The 18703-nt window shown below is 57.1% G+C and carries 19 protein-coding genes; 15 read left to right on the top strand and 4 right to left on the bottom strand.

Annotated features, from left to right (window positions below; translation table 11 throughout):
• Positions 1-183: 183 nt before the first annotated feature.
• The 5 genes from rpsM to truA all read left to right on the top strand — a co-directional run bounded on the left by rpsM (position 184) and on the right by truA (position 3772).
• On the top strand, positions 184-558 hold the full coding sequence (gene rpsM, locus Q0X47_RS02050) for a 30S ribosomal protein S13 (RefSeq protein WP_296183165.1): 375 nt from the start codon (positions 184-186) through the stop codon (positions 556-558).
• 12 nt (positions 559-570) lie between these two features.
• Positions 571-966 (top strand): 30S ribosomal protein S11, encoded by a 396-nt coding sequence (gene rpsK / locus Q0X47_RS02055; protein ID WP_297722252.1) that lies wholly within the window; start codon positions 571-573, stop codon positions 964-966.
• Positions 967-1132: 166 nt separating this feature from the next.
• A complete protein-coding gene (locus tag Q0X47_RS02060; protein WP_297722255.1) occupies positions 1133-2119 on the top strand; it encodes a DNA-directed RNA polymerase subunit alpha in 987 nt (328 codons plus the stop codon).
• A 33-nt stretch (positions 2120-2152) separates the two neighbouring features.
• A complete protein-coding gene (gene rplQ, locus Q0X47_RS02065) occupies positions 2153-2695 on the top strand; it encodes a 50S ribosomal protein L17 (RefSeq protein ID WP_297722258.1) in 543 nt (180 codons plus the stop codon).
• A gap of 183 nt (positions 2696-2878) precedes the next feature.
• Positions 2879-3772 carry a tRNA pseudouridine(38-40) synthase TruA gene (truA, locus tag Q0X47_RS02070; RefSeq protein WP_297722262.1) on the top strand — a complete coding sequence of 298 codons (894 nt, stop codon included), beginning with the start codon at positions 2879-2881 and terminating at the stop codon, positions 3770-3772.
• 42 nt (positions 3773-3814) lie between these two features.
• On the opposite strand, the gene Q0X47_RS02075 is transcribed toward truA, so the two are convergent.
• Both Q0X47_RS02075 and Q0X47_RS02080 read right to left on the bottom strand, forming a co-directional pair.
• Entirely contained in the window at positions 3815-4420 is a 606-nt protein-coding gene (locus tag Q0X47_RS02075) for a GtrA family protein (protein WP_297722265.1), read from the bottom strand.
• Positions 4421-4435: 15 nt separating this feature from the next.
• Entirely contained in the window at positions 4436-6043 is a 1608-nt protein-coding gene (locus tag Q0X47_RS02080; RefSeq protein ID WP_297722268.1) for an FGGY-family carbohydrate kinase, read from the bottom strand.
• 68 nt (positions 6044-6111) lie between these two features.
• Here Q0X47_RS02080 and Q0X47_RS02085 point away from each other — a divergent pair, with 68 nt between their 5' ends.
• The 4 genes from Q0X47_RS02085 (at position 6112) to Q0X47_RS02100 (ending at position 12033) form a co-directional block, all read left to right on the top strand.
• Complete coding sequence (locus Q0X47_RS02085; protein ID WP_297722271.1) at positions 6112-7584, top strand: aspartate aminotransferase family protein; 1473 nt, start codon at positions 6112-6114, stop codon at positions 7582-7584.
• A gap of 41 nt (positions 7585-7625) precedes the next feature.
• The gene (locus tag Q0X47_RS02090) at positions 7626-8630 is read left to right on the top strand and encodes a class II aldolase/adducin family protein (RefSeq protein ID WP_297722274.1); all 1005 of its coding nucleotides are present in this window, start codon (positions 7626-7628) and stop codon (positions 8628-8630) included.
• Between the two features lie 251 nt (positions 8631-8881).
• Complete coding sequence (locus tag Q0X47_RS02095; protein ID WP_297722277.1) at positions 8882-10402, top strand: methyl-accepting chemotaxis protein; 1521 nt, start codon at positions 8882-8884, stop codon at positions 10400-10402.
• Positions 10399-12033: a methyl-accepting chemotaxis protein gene (locus tag Q0X47_RS02100; RefSeq protein WP_297722279.1), complete on the top strand. Its 1635-nt coding sequence runs from the start codon at positions 10399-10401 to the stop codon at positions 12031-12033. The genes Q0X47_RS02095 and Q0X47_RS02100 overlap by 4 nt, the downstream gene beginning before the upstream one ends.
• 252 nt (positions 12034-12285) lie before the next feature.
• Here Q0X47_RS02100 and Q0X47_RS02105 read toward each other — a convergent pair whose 3' ends face one another.
• Together Q0X47_RS02105 and Q0X47_RS02110 are read right to left on the bottom strand one after the other, a co-directional pair.
• Positions 12286-12699, bottom strand: coding sequence for a PIN domain-containing protein (locus tag Q0X47_RS02105; protein ID WP_297722282.1), 414 nt, complete (start codon positions 12697-12699; stop codon positions 12286-12288).
• The gene (locus tag Q0X47_RS02110) at positions 12674-12925 is read right to left on the bottom strand and encodes a hypothetical protein (protein WP_297722285.1); all 252 of its coding nucleotides are present in this window, start codon (positions 12923-12925) and stop codon (positions 12674-12676) included. Before Q0X47_RS02110 ends, Q0X47_RS02105 begins: the two co-directional genes overlap by 26 nt.
• 199 nt (positions 12926-13124) lie before the next feature.
• Between Q0X47_RS02110 and Q0X47_RS02115 the strand changes: the two genes are divergently transcribed.
• From Q0X47_RS02115 to Q0X47_RS02140, 6 genes are all read left to right on the top strand, one after another.
• Positions 13125-13274, top strand: a complete 150-nt coding sequence (locus tag Q0X47_RS02115) for a hypothetical protein (protein ID WP_297722288.1) — start codon at positions 13125-13127, stop codon at positions 13272-13274.
• A gap of 11 nt (positions 13275-13285) precedes the next feature.
• Complete coding sequence (gene rplM, locus Q0X47_RS02120; protein WP_297722291.1) at positions 13286-13729, top strand: 50S ribosomal protein L13; 444 nt, start codon at positions 13286-13288, stop codon at positions 13727-13729.
• Between the two features lie 29 nt (positions 13730-13758).
• Positions 13759-14253: a 30S ribosomal protein S9 gene (rpsI, locus tag Q0X47_RS02125; protein WP_297722294.1), complete on the top strand. Its 495-nt coding sequence runs from the start codon at positions 13759-13761 to the stop codon at positions 14251-14253.
• Positions 14254-14433: 180 nt separating this feature from the next.
• Positions 14434-15888, top strand: coding sequence for a phosphoglucosamine mutase (glmM, locus tag Q0X47_RS02130; RefSeq protein ID WP_297722296.1), 1455 nt, complete (start codon positions 14434-14436; stop codon positions 15886-15888).
• 25 nt (positions 15889-15913) lie between these two features.
• Positions 15914-17923, top strand: a complete 2010-nt coding sequence (gene glmS, locus Q0X47_RS02135; RefSeq protein WP_297722299.1) for a glutamine--fructose-6-phosphate transaminase (isomerizing) — start codon at positions 15914-15916, stop codon at positions 17921-17923.
• A gap of 15 nt (positions 17924-17938) precedes the next feature.
• A complete protein-coding gene (locus Q0X47_RS02140; RefSeq protein ID WP_297722302.1) occupies positions 17939-18682 on the top strand; it encodes a DedA family protein in 744 nt (247 codons plus the stop codon).
• The last annotated feature ends 21 nt before the right edge of the window (positions 18683-18703 follow it).

Raw genomic sequence — 18703 nt, forward strand, 5'->3', positions numbered from 1 at the left:
CCCGACGCGTCGCTCTCGGCGCATGACCCGGTTTGGGTCAAGCACCCGCCAGCGGCTGGTCGTCTCACCTGAAGTCTCAGGTGTCACGAGAGCCGTAGCCCTCGGTATCAGGGGCCGAGGCCGCGCTGTTGAAAGTGCGGGAGGCAGGGTGACGGCCTCTGAATAAGAAAACAGGAGAAACACATGGCACGCCTTGTAGGTGTGGATTTGCCGCGCGAAAAGCGCATGGAAATCGCTTTAACATATATTTACGGGATTGGACGTACCCGTGCGATGGAAACCTTGGAAGCGACCGGCGTGAGCCCGGATACGCGGGTCAAGGATCTTACTGAAGACGAATTGATTGCCTTGCGCGATTTCATTCAGGCCAACTACAAGGTCGAGGGTGATTTGCGTCGTGAAGTTGCCGCGGATATTCGCCGCAAGATTGAAATCAATTGCTATCAGGGGCGTCGTCACCGTGCGGGCTTGCCGGTACACGGCCAGCGCACCAAGACTAATGCGCGTTCTCGCAAGGGACCCAAGCGCACTGTTGCCGGTAAGAAGAAAGCGAAGTAAGGGGGATAAATCATGGCACGTAAGCCTCAAGCCACTAAATCGCGCCGCAAGGAACGTAAGAACGTTACCGAAGGCAATGCTTATATCAAATCCACTTTTAACAACACCATTGTGTCCATCACGGATCCTTCTGGTGCGGTTATTGCTTGGTCGTCCTCCGGCCAGGTCGGTTTCAAGGGTTCGCGTAAGTCCACGCCCTTCGCAGCACAGCTGGCTGCGGAAGCTGCGGCTCGCCGTGCGCAGGAATTCGGCCTGAAGAAGGTTGACGTATTTGTTAAGGGGCCGGGTTCCGGTCGTGAAACCGCGATTCGTACCCTGACTGCTACCGGTCTGGAAGTTGGTTCCATCCAGGATGTAACTCCTCAGGCTCACAACGGCTGCCGCCCTCCGAAGCGTCGCCGCGTCTGATTGCGCTTGTCCGAGCCGGCTGAGCCGTTGGCGGACCTCACCAGGGACGAACGGCGGCTCAAACGGATTCGGAAAATTTACTTTCAAACAAAAATACTCAAATCCCCTCGCCAAGGATTTGGAGCCTGAACCGGTGTGGTGGCGGATGCCGGAAAGGAAATCAACAGTGCTTATTCAAGCGCAACCGAAGCTGACTGAAGAAGTTATTAATGACCAGCGCTCTCGTTTCACGATTGAGCCTTTGGAACCGGGTTTCGGGTACACTCTGGGAAACTCCCTGCGTCGCACCCTACTGTCCTCGATTCCGGGTTCGGCAGTGACCTCCATCAAAATTGAGGGGGCTCTGCACGAATTCACGACCCTGCCGGGTGTGAAAGAGGACGTGACTCAGATTGTTTTGAACATCAAGGAAATCGTTCTGTCCTCGGACAATGATGAGCCCGTGGTGATGTATCTGCGCAAGACCGGGGAAGGCGAAGTCACCGTGGGTGACATTATGCCCCCGGCCGGCGTGGTGATACACAACCCGGAACAACACATTGCCACGTTGAATAAAGACGGCAAGCTGGAAATCGAACTGACAGTGGAACGCGGCCGCGGCTACGTTTCCGCGTCTCAGAACAAGGATCCGGAAGCCGAGATTTCTCGCATTCCGGTCGATTCCATCTATTCCCCAGTCCTCAAGGTGTCCTACCGAGTGGAGGCCACTCGTGTGGAACAGCGCACTGACTTCGATCGTTTAGTTGTCGATGTGGAAACCAAGAAAGCTATCCTTCCGCGTGACGCGATGGCTTCCGCGGGCAAGACCCTGGTGGAGCTGTTTGGGCTGGCTCGGGACTTGAACCAAGACGCCGAAGGCATCGAATTGGGGCCGTCCGGCAACGACGCGGCTCTGGCTGAAGATTTGGCCATGTCGGTCGAGGACTTGGATTTGACCTCCCGTGCGTTGAACTGCCTGACCCGTGAAGGTATCAACACGGTAGGCGACCTGGTGGCTCGCTCCCAGGCGGACCTGCTGGATATTCGCAACTTTGGTCAGAAATCCATTGATGAAATCAAGGAAAAACTGGCTGGGATGGGGATGTCTTTGAAAGATACCCCGATGCCTGCCCTTGAGGGCGTAGATATGCCCCAGTTCAGTGACGAAAACTAACTTTTGAGACAATATTAAGGAGAATTAAGAATCATGCCTAAGCCCACGAAAGGCCCCCGTTTGGGTGGTAGCCCCTCTCATGAGCGGATTATGCTCGCGAACCTGGCCTGCTCCCTGTTTGATAACGAAACTGTGACCACCACCGAAGCTCGTGCCAAGCGTCTCCAGCCGTTGGCTGAGAAGCTCATCACCAAGGCTCGCCGCGGTGACTTGCACGCTCGCCGCCAGGTGCTGTCGAAGTTGCACAACAAGGCTACTGTCGCCAAGTTGTTTGAGGAAATCGCTCCTGCCATCGATAAAGACCGTGAGGGTGGTTACACTCGCGTCATAAAGGTGGGAAACCGCAAGGGCGACAACGCTCCGCTGGCGGAAATCTCTTTGGTGCTTGAGGGCGTCGAAAAGAAGAAGAAGGCCAAGCCGGCCACACCAAAGAAGGCCGCCTCTAAGCCCGAAGAAGCCAAGCCGGAAGAAACTCAGCCCGAAGCGAAGGACGCTGCTGAGGAAAAGCCCGCGGCTCCTGCTGAAGACCAAGCCGAGGCTAAAACCGAGGAAACCACGGAAGAGAAGGCTGAGTAAGCTGATTCATCTTTCCCGGAGGGCTGGGTTCGCAAGGACCTGGCCCTCCGGATTTTTATCAGATGCGCCACAAATTCGCCGCAAAACGGCAAGGATGGATAATATGTCCAGCGGCCCTAGAGTGAACGCGGATTTAGTCCGCATGACGCGCGGTCATCGTCGAGAGGTTTGAGGAGGGAAGTAATGCGTATACGCCTGGATATTCGCTACGACGGGATGCCGTTTCACGGGTGGGCCGCCCAACCCGGACTGCCGACGGTACAAGGCGCCCTCCAGTCCGCTCTGGCGGTGATTTTTCGCCAACCGGTAGACCTCACCGTGGCGGGACGCACCGATGCCGGGGTGCATGCCACCGGCCAAGTGGCTCATTTCACCGTGCCGGAGTTGGCGGACTGCGTCGTTCCCCCAGAATCTTTGGTACCACGGCTGGGGGCGGTATTGCGGGCGGTGCTGAGCGGGAACCTAACCAGCCCGCTGGAGGATTCCCCACTCGCCTATCCTCCCGGTGCTGCGGATGCGCTGGTAGTTACTGCCGCCACAGCGGTACCAGATAGTTTCGATGCGAGGTTTTCCGCTCTAGCGCGGCATTACGTGTACCGTATAGTCGATGACGTGGCGGCGCGCAACCCGTTGACGCGCAACTGGTGCTGGTGGTATCCAACCCCGCTGGACCCGGATGCCATGAACGCGGGCGCCACAGTACTGTTGGGGGAACACGACTTCGCGGCTTTCTGCAAGCCGCGTGAGGGCGCCACCACCATCCGCACCTTGCAACAGTTAGAAACCCGGCGGATCGCGGCGGGAACCATGGAAATCCGGGTGCGCGCAGACGCTTTTTGCCACTCTATGGTGCGCTCCCTGGTGGGTGCGCTGACCGAGGTGGGACGCGCCAAACGCGACACGGCCTGGCTGGCGGGCGCGTTGGCCGCCAAAGTACGTGTCCCGGAGATTCCGGTCGCCCCGGCCTTGGGACTGACACTAACCCAGGTCGATTACCCGAAAACCGCAGCGGAACTGCTGGCCCGCCAACAAACCACGCGTTCTCGGCGAGACTGCGGCTGCCCAGAACACGGCTAAACATATTTCAGTTCCCAGCCGTGAGACGCTGGCCAACGGGGATTATTCCGCGATACTGCTTTGCCGACTCTTTTCGGCTTGCTTTACCGCTAGAGCGTTCGTGTTTTCCGAACCACGGAACACCACGAACTTCCACCAGGTGAACTCGCCGACGAAGTTCAGCAGCAAACTGATGCCCTTCAACAGCCAGTCCGCCCACCCCATATTGGACAGAATCTGCCCGCCCCAGGACGTCAGGGGGATAAAGAACACATAGAACAGGGCGACCTTGAGCATCGCGATGGGAACATTATTCGCCGACTTGAAGGTGAAGTGGCGGTTCACGGTGAAGTTGTAGATAACCGACAGGGCGATGGAAACCGATTGAGATACCCAGAATGGGAACCACCCCGTCAGAGAGTTTACCCACACCATCAGCGCGAAGCTGGCGACCTCGACACCGGCGGCGGTGATGGACAGCAAAGTAAATTTGATGGCTTGAATGAGGGCAGCTTTGCCTTTCGAAGCTTGGCCGACCACAATCGCGTCGGGGTCGCTCGGGGCAGAGGGCGGGGCTGTCTGTTCAGCGCTAGACGGCGGTGCCCCCAGGGGAACATCGGTGGAGTCGTCTGGCTGTCCGGGTGGGGTTGGAGAATCCATCTGTGTCATGGTACTAATCCTTCGTTATTTCGGTTGGTTGTTACTGTTGAGCAGACTGAAAGCTTTGCGGTTGGCGCGATACAAGCCTTTGAACACTTCGTATTGGCGGTCATAGACAGCGCGGTGTTCCGGGTTAGGAAGGTAACGATCTTGGACCTTCACGAGTTGCTGGGCGGCCTGAACTAGGTTGTCGACTTCGTGTGCCCCCACTAGGGCGACAAGGGCGGCTCCGATTGACCCCACGTTCTGCGGGTCCTTTACCGTCTCTACCGTTCGACCTAGCACATCAGCCAAGATTTGGGAAGTGACCGGCGAGAGGGCTCCGCCACCGACGAAACGTACCGCCTCGGAAGTCTGGATTTTCTTCCCTTCAGTTTCCAGGAACCAGCGCAGATGGAAACACACGCCTTCGATAACGGAGCGCAGCATTTCGGTCTTGCCGGTTTCCAGCGAGATGTTGAAAAACATGGCGCGGGCATCGGCGTCCTCAAACGGGCAGCGGTTTCCGTGTAGCCAAGGGGTGAAAATCACGCCGCCGCTACCAGCGGGAGCTTTCGCAATGACTTCGGACAGGTACTCGTAAAGCGAGGTGTACTTCGTTTCCACGTCCGCGGCTTGATCCTTATGAGACAGATAGACGTCAATCTCGTCCTCGGCCAAATGTTTGCGAACCCATTCGAAACATTTTCCGGCCGTTTCTAGCTCGGCGAAGTAGTTGTATTTGCCCGGATCGGCACCGTCAACGGTAGCAATCATGGAATTAACATCAACCGCGCGCTTATCGGTGACGGTAGAGACCCATCCTGAAGTTCCCCAGTAGACGTGGGTGTCACTGACCCCGCAGGCCCCAGCGCCAACCCCAATTAGTGACGCGTCCCCACCACCAGCATAAACGGTGGTGGTTTGCGGCAGGCCAAGCTCTTGAGCAACTTCTGGAAGCAACGTCCCGACCGCGGTAGCAGACGTGACGATGGGCGCGAGGTGATCCGGATTGACCCCGAAAGAGCGGGCTAAACGCGATGCCCACGCGGGACGACTGCTGCGTACGTCCAGGAGCAAAGTGGCGAACGCCGAATCTACGGACATGACGAAATTCCCGGTCAGGCGGGCAATGAGGTATTCTTTGACGTCAAGCCACTGGTGGACTTTGGCATAGACCTCGGGCTCGTTGTCGCGCACCCACAGGTATTTCCACATGGGGTCCTTGACGGAAGCGGAAACTGCGGAGGTCCGATAGAGGCTGGACAACAACTTCTTGACATTCATCCCCGAAATTTTCATGCCGGTTTCCAGCCCGCGCCGTTTTTGCTCCGCGGCGCGCTGGTCCATATAGCTCATGGCGGGACGTAGGTGATGCCCAGACTCATCCACCAGCACCAGAGCCTGCATCTGGGAGCAAAAACTGATGGCTTGGACCTCCGCCATTTCTTGCGGGTTTTCTCGCGTAAGTTCCCGAGTGGTTTTGACGATGGCGTCCCACCATTCGTTCGGGTCTTGTTCGGCACCCCCGTTGGGAAGAATCGTCAGGCCATAGGTCCCCAAGCGAGAGTTCACCAGGGTTAGCTCCGATCCTGCCTGGTACAGACAAGTTTTCACTCCTGACGTTCCGACGTCGTAAGCAAGTATCAACATACTGTTTTCTTTCGTTCAAGAGTTATACAATTGGGGCAATGATTTCAGCTCAGTGAGGAGAGAATCAAATGCGGATCAACCAACCCAGTACTCGCGCCATTAACAAGCAACTGGATGACCTTATCAAGAAACCAATTTACTCCATTAGCGACGGAGCCTTGCGTAATTACGAACAAGATTACTTCGAAGCCAAGTGTTCAGGTTCGAAATCCATGATTGAAACCGCAAAGAACCGCATTCCCGGCGGTGTTCAGCACAATCTGGCGTTCAACCATCCTTTCCCGTTGGTCATCACCAAAGCCAGCGGACACGAACTGACTGACATCGACGGCAACGTGTACTTTGATTTCCTGCAGGCCGGCGGCCCGACCGTGCTGGGCTCCAACCCGCCGGAAGTTCGCGAAGAAGTCATCAAACTGTTGAATGATGGGGGGCCGTCTACCGGCCTGTTTCACGAGTACGAATACAAGCTGGCAGACCTCATCGCCTCACGCGTGCCGACCGTGGATATGTTCCGAATGCTGGGTTCGGGCACGGAGGCGTGCATGGCGGCAATCCGCGTCGCCCGTCTGGCTACCAAAAAGAAGCACATCCTGAAGATGGGCGGGGCCTATCACGGCTGGTCCGACCAGCTCGGTTACGGCATCCGAATCCCGGGTTCTAAGTTCACCCAAGCCCACGGGGTGCCTTGGACCATGTTCCGCTACGTCGACGAGTTTATGCCGGGAGACTTGGGCGACCTGGAGCGCAAGCTGCGCATGAAGAAACTCCATGGCGGGACGGCCGCGGTCATGATTGAGCCCATCGGGCCGGAGTCGGGGACATGGCCCATCGACCAGGCTTTCCTCAAGGGAGTGGAACGGCTGTGCCGCCGCTACGGGGCACTGCTGATTTTTGACGAGGTCGTTACTGCTTTCCGGATTTCAGACCGGGGCGCTTCGGGGCTGTTCGGGATTGACACGGATTTGACGGTGTTTGGCAAGGTCATCGCCGGAGGGTATCCCGGTGCGGGCGGCTTGGGCGGCAAACGCGAATACATGAAGTATCTCGCGGCGGGGATTCAGACCGGAGACAAGGTTCACAAGGCGTTGATTGGCGGCACGATGGCGGCCACCCCGATTAGCTGTGTGGCGGGCTACCACACGATTCAGCGCATTATTGAGACGAATGCTTGTGAATACGCCGGGGAAATGGGCAACCGCCTGACCGATGGGCTGCGGGACCTGATTAAGCAGTACAACCTGCCTTTTGTGGCTTGGAACGAAGGATCCGTGTGCCACCTAGAGACGGTCGGGACCATGCACTTCTCCATTGACTGGAGTAAACCGTGGAATATCCCGCACGTGCTGAGCGAAACGTCGAAACGTAAGAAAGAAATGGAATACATGGGAGCGGCTTATACTGCCGAAGGGCTGATTACTTTGGCCGGTTCGCGCCTGTACACTTCCGCCGCCTACACCCCGGAGCTAATCGACGAGGCGCTAAACCGTTTCGAGCGAGTATTCCAAAAGGTTGAAAAGAAGTCGTCAACAAAGAAATAAGCGGACGCGGACAGCCGTGGTGTCGAGGGAAGGACCAGAAAATGACCGGGAATACTGGGCAAGATAATAAAACCGGAAATGTGATTATCGATACCGCCCGTGTCCTGCTGCGAGAAGGCTTAGTGGCTCGTACCTGGGGCAACTTGTCTCAGCGCAGCGGTGATGATCGGTATCTCATTACCCCCTCGGGGCGAGATTATGAGACGATGACCCCGGACGACCTGGTCGAGGTCGACTTTGAGGGCAAGTGGTCTGGGGATTTGAAGCCGAGCGGGGAGCGCGGGCTGCATACGGAAATCTACCGGGAACTGCCCCAGGTGCGGTTCATTATCCACACCCACCAGCCCTACGCTTCGGCTCTCAGCGTGGGCGGAGCCCCCGTAGAAATCCCAGCTGAACTGGCAGAACGCATCGGTTCGGCAACACTGCCGATTGCGGATTACGGGTTGCCTTCCACCGGGAAACTGCATAAGGCCGTGTTGGCTACGCTGCGTGAAACCGGGGCTAGGGCTATCTTGATGCAGGGTCACGGGGCGGTGCTGTTCGGCCAGGACGCGAGCGAACTGGTGGATTTGGCAAAAGCGGTGGAAGCGGCTTGCCGCACTCAGTTTGAACTGATGACCGGTTGGAAGGCGCCGGACGGCGCGGTGCGGGTGCGTCGATTTGAACGCGACGGCTTTGGATTGCCACCACAGCTTATCCATATTTTCATGCGTCGGGAGGATGCCGGGGCAGTGGTCGCGACAGACGATCCGCTGTTCCTAAAGTTCAGGGAAACCGGCTTAAAGGCATACTTGGATGATTTCAGCCAGCTGGTTGGCTTGAAAGTCGGCAGAACCTTTGGCAAGACCATGATTTACGGGCACAAGGCGACGTATTTCCTGGGCGCGGATCTTGATGAGGCTGAGGCGGTTGCCACGGTGGCACGCAAGAACGCCTTGGCGGCGTTAGTGGCGCAGGTTACCTCAGCCAAGCCGATTAGCAGGCTAGATGGCACCATCATGCGCGGGGTCTACAAGTTTAAATACTCCAAACTTAAGGACTGATTTTGCCCCAGTGAGGTGTTGGTGTGCGCTACCGAAAACTGGGAGAGGTGCACCGGGAACTTGTGCCCGGACGGGAACAAACCGGCCAAAGCGGCGGGGCCCCGATTCACCCGGGATAGTGATGGTTGTCAGGTTCAGCTCGATTTCCGGTGCGTCAGCCGGAGGGCAGGGCAAAGCTGGCTTACGAAATGCTAGTGCGGGAAACCACAAATGTCTCTATCGCACCTTGTAGAATGGCTCGAGGAGGCGCTATGGCTAAGACGGGCTTATCCATTTCCAAGAAGCTGCTGTCCATCGGCGGCATTTGTTTTCTGGTCACTCTGGTGGTGGTGGCTATTACCTGGGGTTCCGCCCTGGCGACCCAGAACAGAGTCTCGACCTCCGCGCAGACCGCCACGGTTTCCCGCGATTTTTCCACCGTGGCTCGGCAGTTCCAGGAGGTCAGACAATCTGGCTTCAACGCTGCCCTCGGCGTCTCGGATGACGACAAGTACCTCCAGGCCACCCAAGAATTCACCGCGCAGCTCACAAAATTGCAGGGAGTCCCACTGGATTCTCAGCAGCGGGAAATTGTTTCCCGCCTCCAGGATTTGGCCGCACAACTCCCCGTCAACCCTGACGGTGCAGCTCTGGCTAGTGTCAGCACAGAGATGCAAAGCCAGTTAGGTTCCCTGAGAAATACCTTGACTCACAAACATGAAACTGACGTTGCTGAATTGAACACCATCACCTCCATAAACTCTAATGTCGGTTTAGCGGTGAGCTTGGTTGGTTTGGTGGTGGTGCTGCTGGTTTCCGTGTTGGTGTCCCTGTCTATCTCCCGCTCCGCGAAGGAAATCAGCAGGGGCCTGAACCGCCTGTCCGCGAAAGACTTTACCTACCAGGTACGCCAAGTTTCTCGTGACGAGATTGGCGCGATGTCGGCGTTGTTGAATGACGCGGTGAAAAACCTAGGTACTTTGCTGAGCGAAATTTCCACCACCGCCACCGAAACAACGGCAGGTGCCGAAGGGCTGCGGAAACAGAGCCAAGACGTCGCTGCGAAAGCGAGTGCCGCTCGGGAAACAGTAGCCTCGGTCGCCGGCAATGCCAAGGAAGTCAGTACCCAGATTGGCGACGTGGCCGCGTCTACTGAACAAATGCGCAGCGCTGTCACCGAGATTTCAACTAATGCCGCGACAGCCGCGAAATCAGCCGCGCAAGCCACCACGTTGACCGCGCAGGCTAATGAAGTCATGGGCGAACTGGACAAGGCTTCCGAAGCAATCAGTTCGGTCATTGAAACCATCAAAATGGTGGCGGAGCAAACCAACCTTTTGGCCCTAAACGCCACCATCGAGGCTTCTCGTGCCGGAGAAGCCGGGAGGGGTTTCGCGGTGGTGGCCTCCGAGGTGAAGGATTTGGCTTTGGGCACCAAGTCTGCCGCTGTTGAAGTGTCTGAAAGTATCACCAAGATTCAGTCAGATACCCAAGCTGCGATGCAGGCGATAACTGAGATAACCGGAATTATCTCAAACATTAATGACTTTCAGTCCACCGTGGCGGCGGCTATTGAGGAGCAAACCGCGACGATTTCATCTATGGCACAAACCGTGACGGAGGTGTCAGACGATTCTGCACGAGTTACAGACAACCTATATAGCATTGAGGCTAAAACTGAAGCGACGGTGAAGGAGCTGCAGGAAGCCAGCGAGGACATGGTGCTCAGCGCCCAGGAATTCGAGACGCTCCAACAGACATTGTCCCAGTTCAAGTGGGTGAATGAAGCATGATGAGACCGCAAAGCCGCCAAGGCGGGAACAAAAAATCTCAGCTACGCCTGAATGTGTTGATTAAGGTTCTGCTGATGGGGATTGTAGGAATCCTGGGCATAGCCTCGTTCGTGATATGTTCCGCCATAACTGACGATATCTATTATGGGAAAGTACGTAACTACCAGGATTTAATCCGGATTTCAGACCAAGTCAGTGCCGTATCCGAGCTGGTCAGGCAGAGTCAAGCTGATTACATGCAAAACGATTTTGCCAGCCATAATCCCACCCAGAATCTGGAACCCCAGCCGATTACAGAGACTATCGAGCAGGCCGTATCCGACTTGAACACCGCTCAAGACATTTTCTCTAAGTCTGGATTGCGAGATGAACAGCTGCGGAAACAATTTGCGCAGGCAGTCTCCAGCCTGGAGTCATACCGGCAGGCCGTTGCGCAAACCGAGAACAGCGGCGAGAGCCTGGCTGTGGATGAATCGGTCATTGCAGCGACCCTGTCTGAATTAGATACCCTGCAGAACTCGCTGTCCTCTCTCAGTGACACGGTTTTGCAACAAACCAACGGCTTAGTAGGGAAAAACGTCATTATTCACGCCATCGACATCGTCATAGCTTTCCTGGTGGTGGCGTTTATCCTGCATCGAGTGCGTCGGGGAATCGTCGCTTCCGTTACTAAACTGCATTCTTCGGTTCTGGCGTTACGAAATGGTGACTTGACCCCGCGACTGACATCGAACTCAAACGACGAAGTCGCTGATATGCTCCGAGCCTTGGCGTATTCACAGGATGAGCTAACCGACGTGTTAAGCGAAGGGCAAATCTTGGCAGCTAAGACAGCCGCGCAGACCAACCGGGTGGCGCAGGTCGCTTCCACGGCGGCCACAAACGCCGCGGAAACGGTGGAATTAGCGAAATCTACGACTGAGTCTCTCAACGGTATCGTTGCAAATCTGCAAACTGTTGCCAGTGGATCTGAGGAAATGAACGCTGCCATCGCAGAGATATCAGCCAGCTCCGCGGAGGCCTCCCGCACCGCTAACGAGGCTACCGAGTTTTCCCGCAACACCCAGGAGACTATCTTGCGACTGCAGGACTCTACCCTCAAGGTTGAGACCGTCATCGGTACGGTGACCAGCATTGCTTCCCAAACGAACCTGCTGGCCTTGAACGCCACTATTGAAGCCGCTCGAGCTGGTGAATCAGGGAAAGATTTTGCAGTGGTCGCCAGTGAGGTCAAGGATTTGGCGGCAGAAACAGCCAAGGCGACGAGCCAGATTGCTGTGATAATTAACGACATCCAGGAAAAAACCCAGCTAACTGTCGCCGCTATCGACGAAATTGCTGGAGTTATTTCACAAGTCAATGACTACCAAACCACCATTTCGGCCGCAGTTGAGGAACAGAATGCCGTCACGCAAAACATTGCGCAGGCAATTTCTAGCGCGGCGAATGACTCGGGTGTCGTCCTGGAGAACCTGGAGGATTATTGCACGAACGTTACCAAGGCTCAGTCTGATGTTGATGAACTTTCTCAGGACGCGAGCGCTCTTTCTAAACAGGTGACTGTGCTCATTGGGGAGTTGTCCAAGCTAAAGACTCGCCCCGCAGGGGACGAGGCGCCTGAACGCAACTAATGCAGCCCCGCCCTGAGCGCTCGCCAGATAGGTACAAGTGAGGCGTGGCTGCTCAAGTCCTCTCCGTGCAGAAGCCCCTTTCGTGGAGCCTCATGTCCGTTTGGTTGCGTGGGGCCTTAGGCGGCAGGATTGTCTCTTTGGCCTAGTGTGCGGGTCGGGCAGTCGCAGCCACCCCAGCCTTACAATCCAAATACGCCGCCACCCCAGAATTCCTGAAGCTGAGTGGAACCCCACCATGGTGGGGTTCCACTGCTATTGAAGGGGGTTAACCACGGTGACACCGTCGAAGACCATGCCCTCACTGAGGTCCTCGCTCCAGATTTCTTTGCAGCCCCCGCGTTTCGCGGCCGCAACAATCATGGCGTCCCAGATAGAGATTTGGAAACGACCAGCAATTTGAACGGCTTGGTTTACCAGGCGCGCGTCAGCAGGGATGACGGTTTGGAAGCTAAGATGCTCGATGATTTCATCAGCAATTTGTCCGGCCGCAGTGTCTTTCAGTTTGCGGGTCAGGACATTGTATAGCTCCAGTAAAACCTGGGTGCTCAGTACCCGGTGGGGGAGCTGTTCCAGGGCGGCAAGCGCACGCTCGCGTTTTTCGGGTTCGTGGCTGTCGAATGAATAAACCAGGATGTTGGTGTCAAGAAAAACGTTCGAGGCGCTCACGATACAAATCCTCTCGAGTCCAGGTACGTCCTTCCGGTCCGCTGCCGGCGGTAGAGTCACGAGCTAGGTCGAGGAATTCCTTCCAATGCGATTCCTGGGTGTCGGTGTTGGCGTATTCCTCGAGTTTCCTGGCGAGGTACTGGTTCACGGACTCGTCGTTTTCCAGCGCCTTGATACGGGCACGTTTCAAGACTTTGGGATCAACGTTGATGGTAAAACTGGTCATAGGTTGATTGTAGCGCAACTCGTGTAGCACGGGAAGACGAAAAAACGGGTTGACTTTGCAATAGACCCTTTGGGAGGTTTTTCTAGACGGGTTGCGTAACCGAGAGAACCTCTAGAAACTACTTCATCACTCATGCCAACAACCTATTTCCGCGCGCAAACTACGCACCGCCCTTGTGCAAAAATACGTGAGGTACGCCGTGATTTTGACCCAGGCGGGCGAAATCGCTAAGATTAAACGGTTGTATGCCCTCGAGTTGGTGACCATTCCCACTCATACCGCTGTCATCCCGGGGCACACGCAAACTTTCATCATCACAAAAGTGATGAGACCGACGATTAAGAATTGAAGGCTAGAGAAGTGCGTACTTATTCACCCAAGGCTGGTGACGCTGACGCGAAGTGGCACGTAGTAGATGCTGATGGCATCGTGCTGGGACGCTTGGCTTCCCAGGTAGCTACCTTGCTGCGCGGCAAGCACAAGCCGACCTTCGCTCCCAACTTTGATAACGGAGACTACGTCATTGTTATCAACGCGGAAAAGGTCGTGTTGACCGGCAACAAATGGACTGAAAAGACTGCCTACCACCACTCGGGTTTCCCCGGTGGCTTGAAGGCGACCTCTTACCAGGAAATGCGGGACAAGCAACCCGAGAAAATCATCGAGAAGGCAGTTAGGGGAATGATGCCTCATAACCGCCTCTCCAAACAGCAAATGACGAAGCTGAAGGTTTACGCCGGACCGGAACATCCGCACGCCGGCCAGAACCCGGAAGTTTTTGAACTCACGCAAATCGCGCAATAAGCGCGGTTCGCAAAACCTCAAGGAGTATCGTGGCGAAGACCACTGCAGAAATCGAAGAGCTGGAGGATGTCCCCAGCGAATACACCACCGAGACTCCGGCGGCTCAGGATGAACCGGGTCGTGGGAATTCTCGTATTGACAAAGGCATGGGGCTGGGGCGCCGTAAAGAAGCCGTAGCCCGCGTGCGTTTGGTTCCGGGTAACGGCAATTGGACTATCAACGGCCGCAGCCTGGAAGACTACTTCCCGAACAAGTTGCACCAGCAATTGGTCATGGCACCTTTCGTGCTGTTGGACTTGCAGGGGCGTTTCGACGTCAAGGCTCGCATTGACGGCGGCGGTATTTCCGGCCAGGCCGGTGCGCTGCGCTTGGGCGTGTCCCGTGCGCTGAACGAAATCGATCGTGACGCTAACCGTCCCGCGCTTAAGAAAGCCGGCTTCCTGACCCGCGACGCTCGCGCCGTGGAACGCAAGAAGGCTGGCCTTAAGAAGGCTCGCAAGGCGCCGCAGTACTCGAAGCGCTAAACAGAATCGAGACTTATGCTGGTGGGGTTCTCCTGGAGGACCCCACCAGTTTTTTTGCTCGCAGCCCCGGCGAAATACGCATGAGAGAACGGTAATCCGCTAGTTTTCGGGTCCTGATTTATTTCCCGTTTGCGAACCGTGGAATAATGGTGAAGTTAGGAAACTAGAAAGGCAGAAACTATGTCGCAAAGACTTTTCGGTACTGACGGGGTTCGCGGACTGGCCAACGAAGACATCACCGCGGAACTGGCTTTGAACTTGGGGGTGGCTGCGGCTCGCCTGGTGGTTGAAGAAAAAATTATGGCCACCGGCCAGATGCCCATCGTGAAAGACCTTTTGAAAGAGCAACGCGAGTCGGCTATGGCGGAATCGCGCACCGGGATAAAGCGTCCCCGGTTGATACCCGAAGAACCCGCCAAGCCGCGAGCCATCATTGGTCGCGATACGCGCGTTTCTGGGCAGTTCCTGGATCACGCCCTGGCGGCGGGACTGTCCAGCGCCGGTATGGATGTTACTCGTGTCGGCGTAATCCCGACTCCGGGCGTCGCCTACCTCACCGAATCCCAAGACATCGAGTTGGGCGTGGTCATCAGCGCGTCGCATAACCCTATGCAAGACAACGGCATCAAGTTTTTTGCCCGCGGCGGTTACAAACTCCCTGACGAAATGGAGGACCGGGTCCAAGCCATGCTGGGCCAGGACTGGGAACGTCCCCTCGGCTCCGGGGTCGGCGATGTGGTCGCCAACGGCAAAGCCGCCGACGATGCCTATGTCAATCACCTGGTAGACACCGTTCCGGTGTCGTTGCACGGGCTGAAAATCGTGGTGGACTGTGCCAACGGGGCAGCTTCGGAAATTGGTCCGCGGGCGCTGCGTGAAGCCGGCGCGGACGTCATCGTCATTAACGCCTCTCCCGATGGGCGCAACATTAACCTGAACTGCGGTTCGACTCACCCTAAGCAACTGAAATCCATGGTGGTAGCCGCCGGGGCAGACTTCGGGGTGGCGTTCGACGGGGACGCGGATCGCTGCCTGGCGGTGGACGGTGCCGGAAACCTAGTAGATGGCGACCAAATCATGGGGATGCTGGCCTTGGACATGCACCGGGCGGGAATACTGACAGATGACACCCTGGTGCTGACCGTGATGAGTAATCTCGGGCTGCGTTTAGCGATGCAGCAGGCGGGAATCAAGACCCCCACCACCGCGGTAGGGGACCGCTACGTGCTGGAGGAAATGCGCGCCCACGGCTACATTTTGGGTGGAGAACAGTCCGGCCATGTTATCAATGCCCGCTACGCCACCACCGGCGACGGCATCCTCACCGCTCTGCAAGTGGCGGCGACTGTGGCCTCTCACCAGGCCGCTCTGAGCGAACTCGTGTCGCCTATCCAAAAGCTGCCCCAAACCCTGATTAATGTTCCCGGAGTGGACAAGACCCGCGTGGACGATCCGCGCTTGGCCGAGGACGTCGCGCAGGCCGAAGCGCGTCTGGGGGATACTGGTCGAGTGCTGCTGCGTTCTTCCGGTACTGAACCCCTGGTGCGGGTCATGGTAGAAGCCGCGACCCAAGAACAGGCCGATGCGGAGGCTCAAACCCTCGCTGGCCGGGTACAGGAACTATTAGCGCTGTAAAACCGCGCTGTGAAAGCGAGGAAATGTGTGTGGAATTGTCGGTGCTGTCGGGTCCCAGAGCTCCAAGTTCGCTGAGGAAACTGTCCTGGAAGGACTGTCTCGTCTGGAATACCGCGGCTATGATTCAGCCGGAATCGCGGTGGTCGACACGACTAGCGCGAGTCCCGAAATTACGGTCGAAAAGGAAGTCGGAAAACTCTCCGAACTGCGCAAAACCTTAGAAAAGCGCCCTTTACCCAACGCCACCACTGCGATTGGGCACACCCGTTGGGCCACCCACGGGGGCGTCACTCGTGACAACGCCCACCCCCACCTGTCTTATGACAAAAAATTGGCGCTGATACACAACGGCATTATCGAGAACGCGGAACCTTACCGCGCCCACCTGGAAGCTCTGGGCATCAAATGCGTCAGCGAAACCGACACCGAAGTGGTCGCTCACCTGCTAGAACGTGCCTACCTGGCCGAACCGGGCGGGAACGCCGAAAACGCTGGTGAACAGTCGATAACCCCCGGTACTATCCCTTTGCACAGCCTGGATCCGAACTTGAGCTGCGCGGCGGGGGCGACCCGGTTGGCGCGGGCGATGCTGAAGGTCACCAGGGATTTGGAGGGTTCGTTCACCCTGTTGGTGGAGCACGTGGACGCGCCGGGCGTGATTGTGGCGGCGCGGCGGTCGTCTCCGCTGGTACTGGGGTTGTCACAAGGGACGAACTTCCTCGGCTCTGACGTGCTGGCTTTCGCGGCGCGCACGAAACAGGCGCTGGAAATTGGTCAGGATGAAGTAGTGGTTGTGACCCCGGCCGGAGTGCTGGTCATGGACCAGCAGGGCAACGAAATCCTGCACACGCAAGGCCTAGACGTTATCGCCAAGAATCCCGCCCAGCGCAAACGGGCTTTTGAAGTCGATTTCGCAACCGACCGCGTCACCAAAGAAGGCTTTGACACCTTTATGGAAAAGGAAATCCGGGAACAGCCGCGGGCGGTGGGGGACACCATCGCGGGACGGCTGGATGCCACCGAGGCGCTGACCTTGGACGAACTGCGGATTGAAGCCGAAGTGTTCCGCTCCATCACTTCGGTGATTATTGTGGCCTGCGGTACGGCCTCGTACGCCGGGCAGGTGGCTCGCTACGCTATCGAACACTGGTGCCGGATTCCGTGTGAGGTGGAACTGGCCCACGAGTTTCGTTACCGGGACCCGGTGGTGAGCCGGCGCACCCTGGTGGTGGCGATTTCTCAGTCCGGGGAAACCATGGACACGATTATGGCTATCCGTCACGCCCGCGAACAGGGGGCACGGGTCTTGGCCATCGTGAATACGCCCGGCTCCACAATTTCTCGCGAGGCTGACGCGGTACTGTTGACCCACGCCGGGCCGGAGATTGCGGTGGCCTCCACCAAGGCGTTTACCGCCCAAATAGCGGCGTGTTACCTGTTAGGTTTGTACCTGGCTCAGGTTCGGGGCAACAAATATGCCGATGAAATCGCGGATTACCTGGAAAAACTTGGCCAGATGCCGGCGCGGATGCAGACCGTTTTGGACCGTTACGCTGGCTCCGCTGACTTAGGCGCGAACCTTGACGACATCAAATCAGTGATTTTCCTGGGGCGTCACGTCGGTTTCCCGGTGGCGCTGGAGGGGGCGCTGAAACTGAAAGAAATCGCCTATCTGCACGCCGAAGGCTTCGCAGCCGGAGAACTGAAGCACGGGCCCATTGCCCTGGTGGAGTCCGGGCAGCCGGTTGTCATTATTGTCCCCACCCCGCGCCGACCCGAGTTGCATCGCAAAGTCGTGTCCAATATCGAAGAAGTCCGGGCGCGTGGGGCTGTGACTCTGGTAGTGGCCGAAGACGGGGATGATTCCGTGAACGAGTTTGCGGACGTGGTGTGGCGGGTGCCTCCCACGCCCACCTTGATGCGTCCCCTGGTAGACGTGATTCCGCTGCAGCTGTTGGCTTTGCGGATGGCGGGACATCTGGGATACGACGTGGACCAGCCGCGTAACTTGGCCAAGTCGGTCACGGTTGAATAGGTCCTTGCGGGCAATATGCTGACCCCGACGCTTCTAAACGGAGCCCCCGCCCTGGCTTTGCTGCTCAAAACGGGCGGTGACGGCGGTTGGGTGCCGATTTCGCAAACCATCACGGAATGGATCCACAGCTTTGCCGGTTCCCCTTTGGCCCTGCTGGTTTTAGCGGGTCTGTGCTTTACGGACGCTTTTTTCCCACCCGTGCCCGCCGAATCAATCGTCATCGGCTTAACTTCTTGGTACTTCGCCGCTCCCGGTCACATGGTTCCGCTACTAGGGATTTTTCTCTGCGCCGTCGTCGGAGCGACCCTCGGTGATTCTTTTGCTTTCTTCCTGGGGACCCGCATCCACGTGCAGCGCATCAAATCGTGGCGGGATGGCAAGGGCGAACAGGTTTTCGAGCGAACCGCGAAACTTTTGCACAAGCGCGGTACATCGTTTATCTTTGCGGCGCGTTTTGTCCCCGGTGGGCGGGTGGCAGTCAACATGTGTGCCGGAGCGACCGGTTTTCCCTACCGCCGTTTCTTGCGCACCGACCTGGCTGCCGTAATCTGTTGGGTGTCCTACGGAATGTCTATCGGTTTCGCCTCCGGGAGCATCCTGGGGCCAATCAATCCGCTGTTAGCGACCCTGGTAGGGATGGTGGGGGGAGTAATCCTCAGCCTCTTGCTGGATCGTTTGGTCGTGTGGGTGCAGCGGCGGTTTCAGTCGGATCGGCTCGATTCGTCAGAAGAATCGACCGGTAGCGAACCGCAGAAGTGAACAAAACATCCTGGTGAGGCC

It is taken from the genome of uncultured Mobiluncus sp., assembly GCF_947254095.1.
Taxonomy (GTDB): domain Bacteria; phylum Actinomycetota; class Actinomycetes; order Actinomycetales; family Actinomycetaceae; genus Mobiluncus.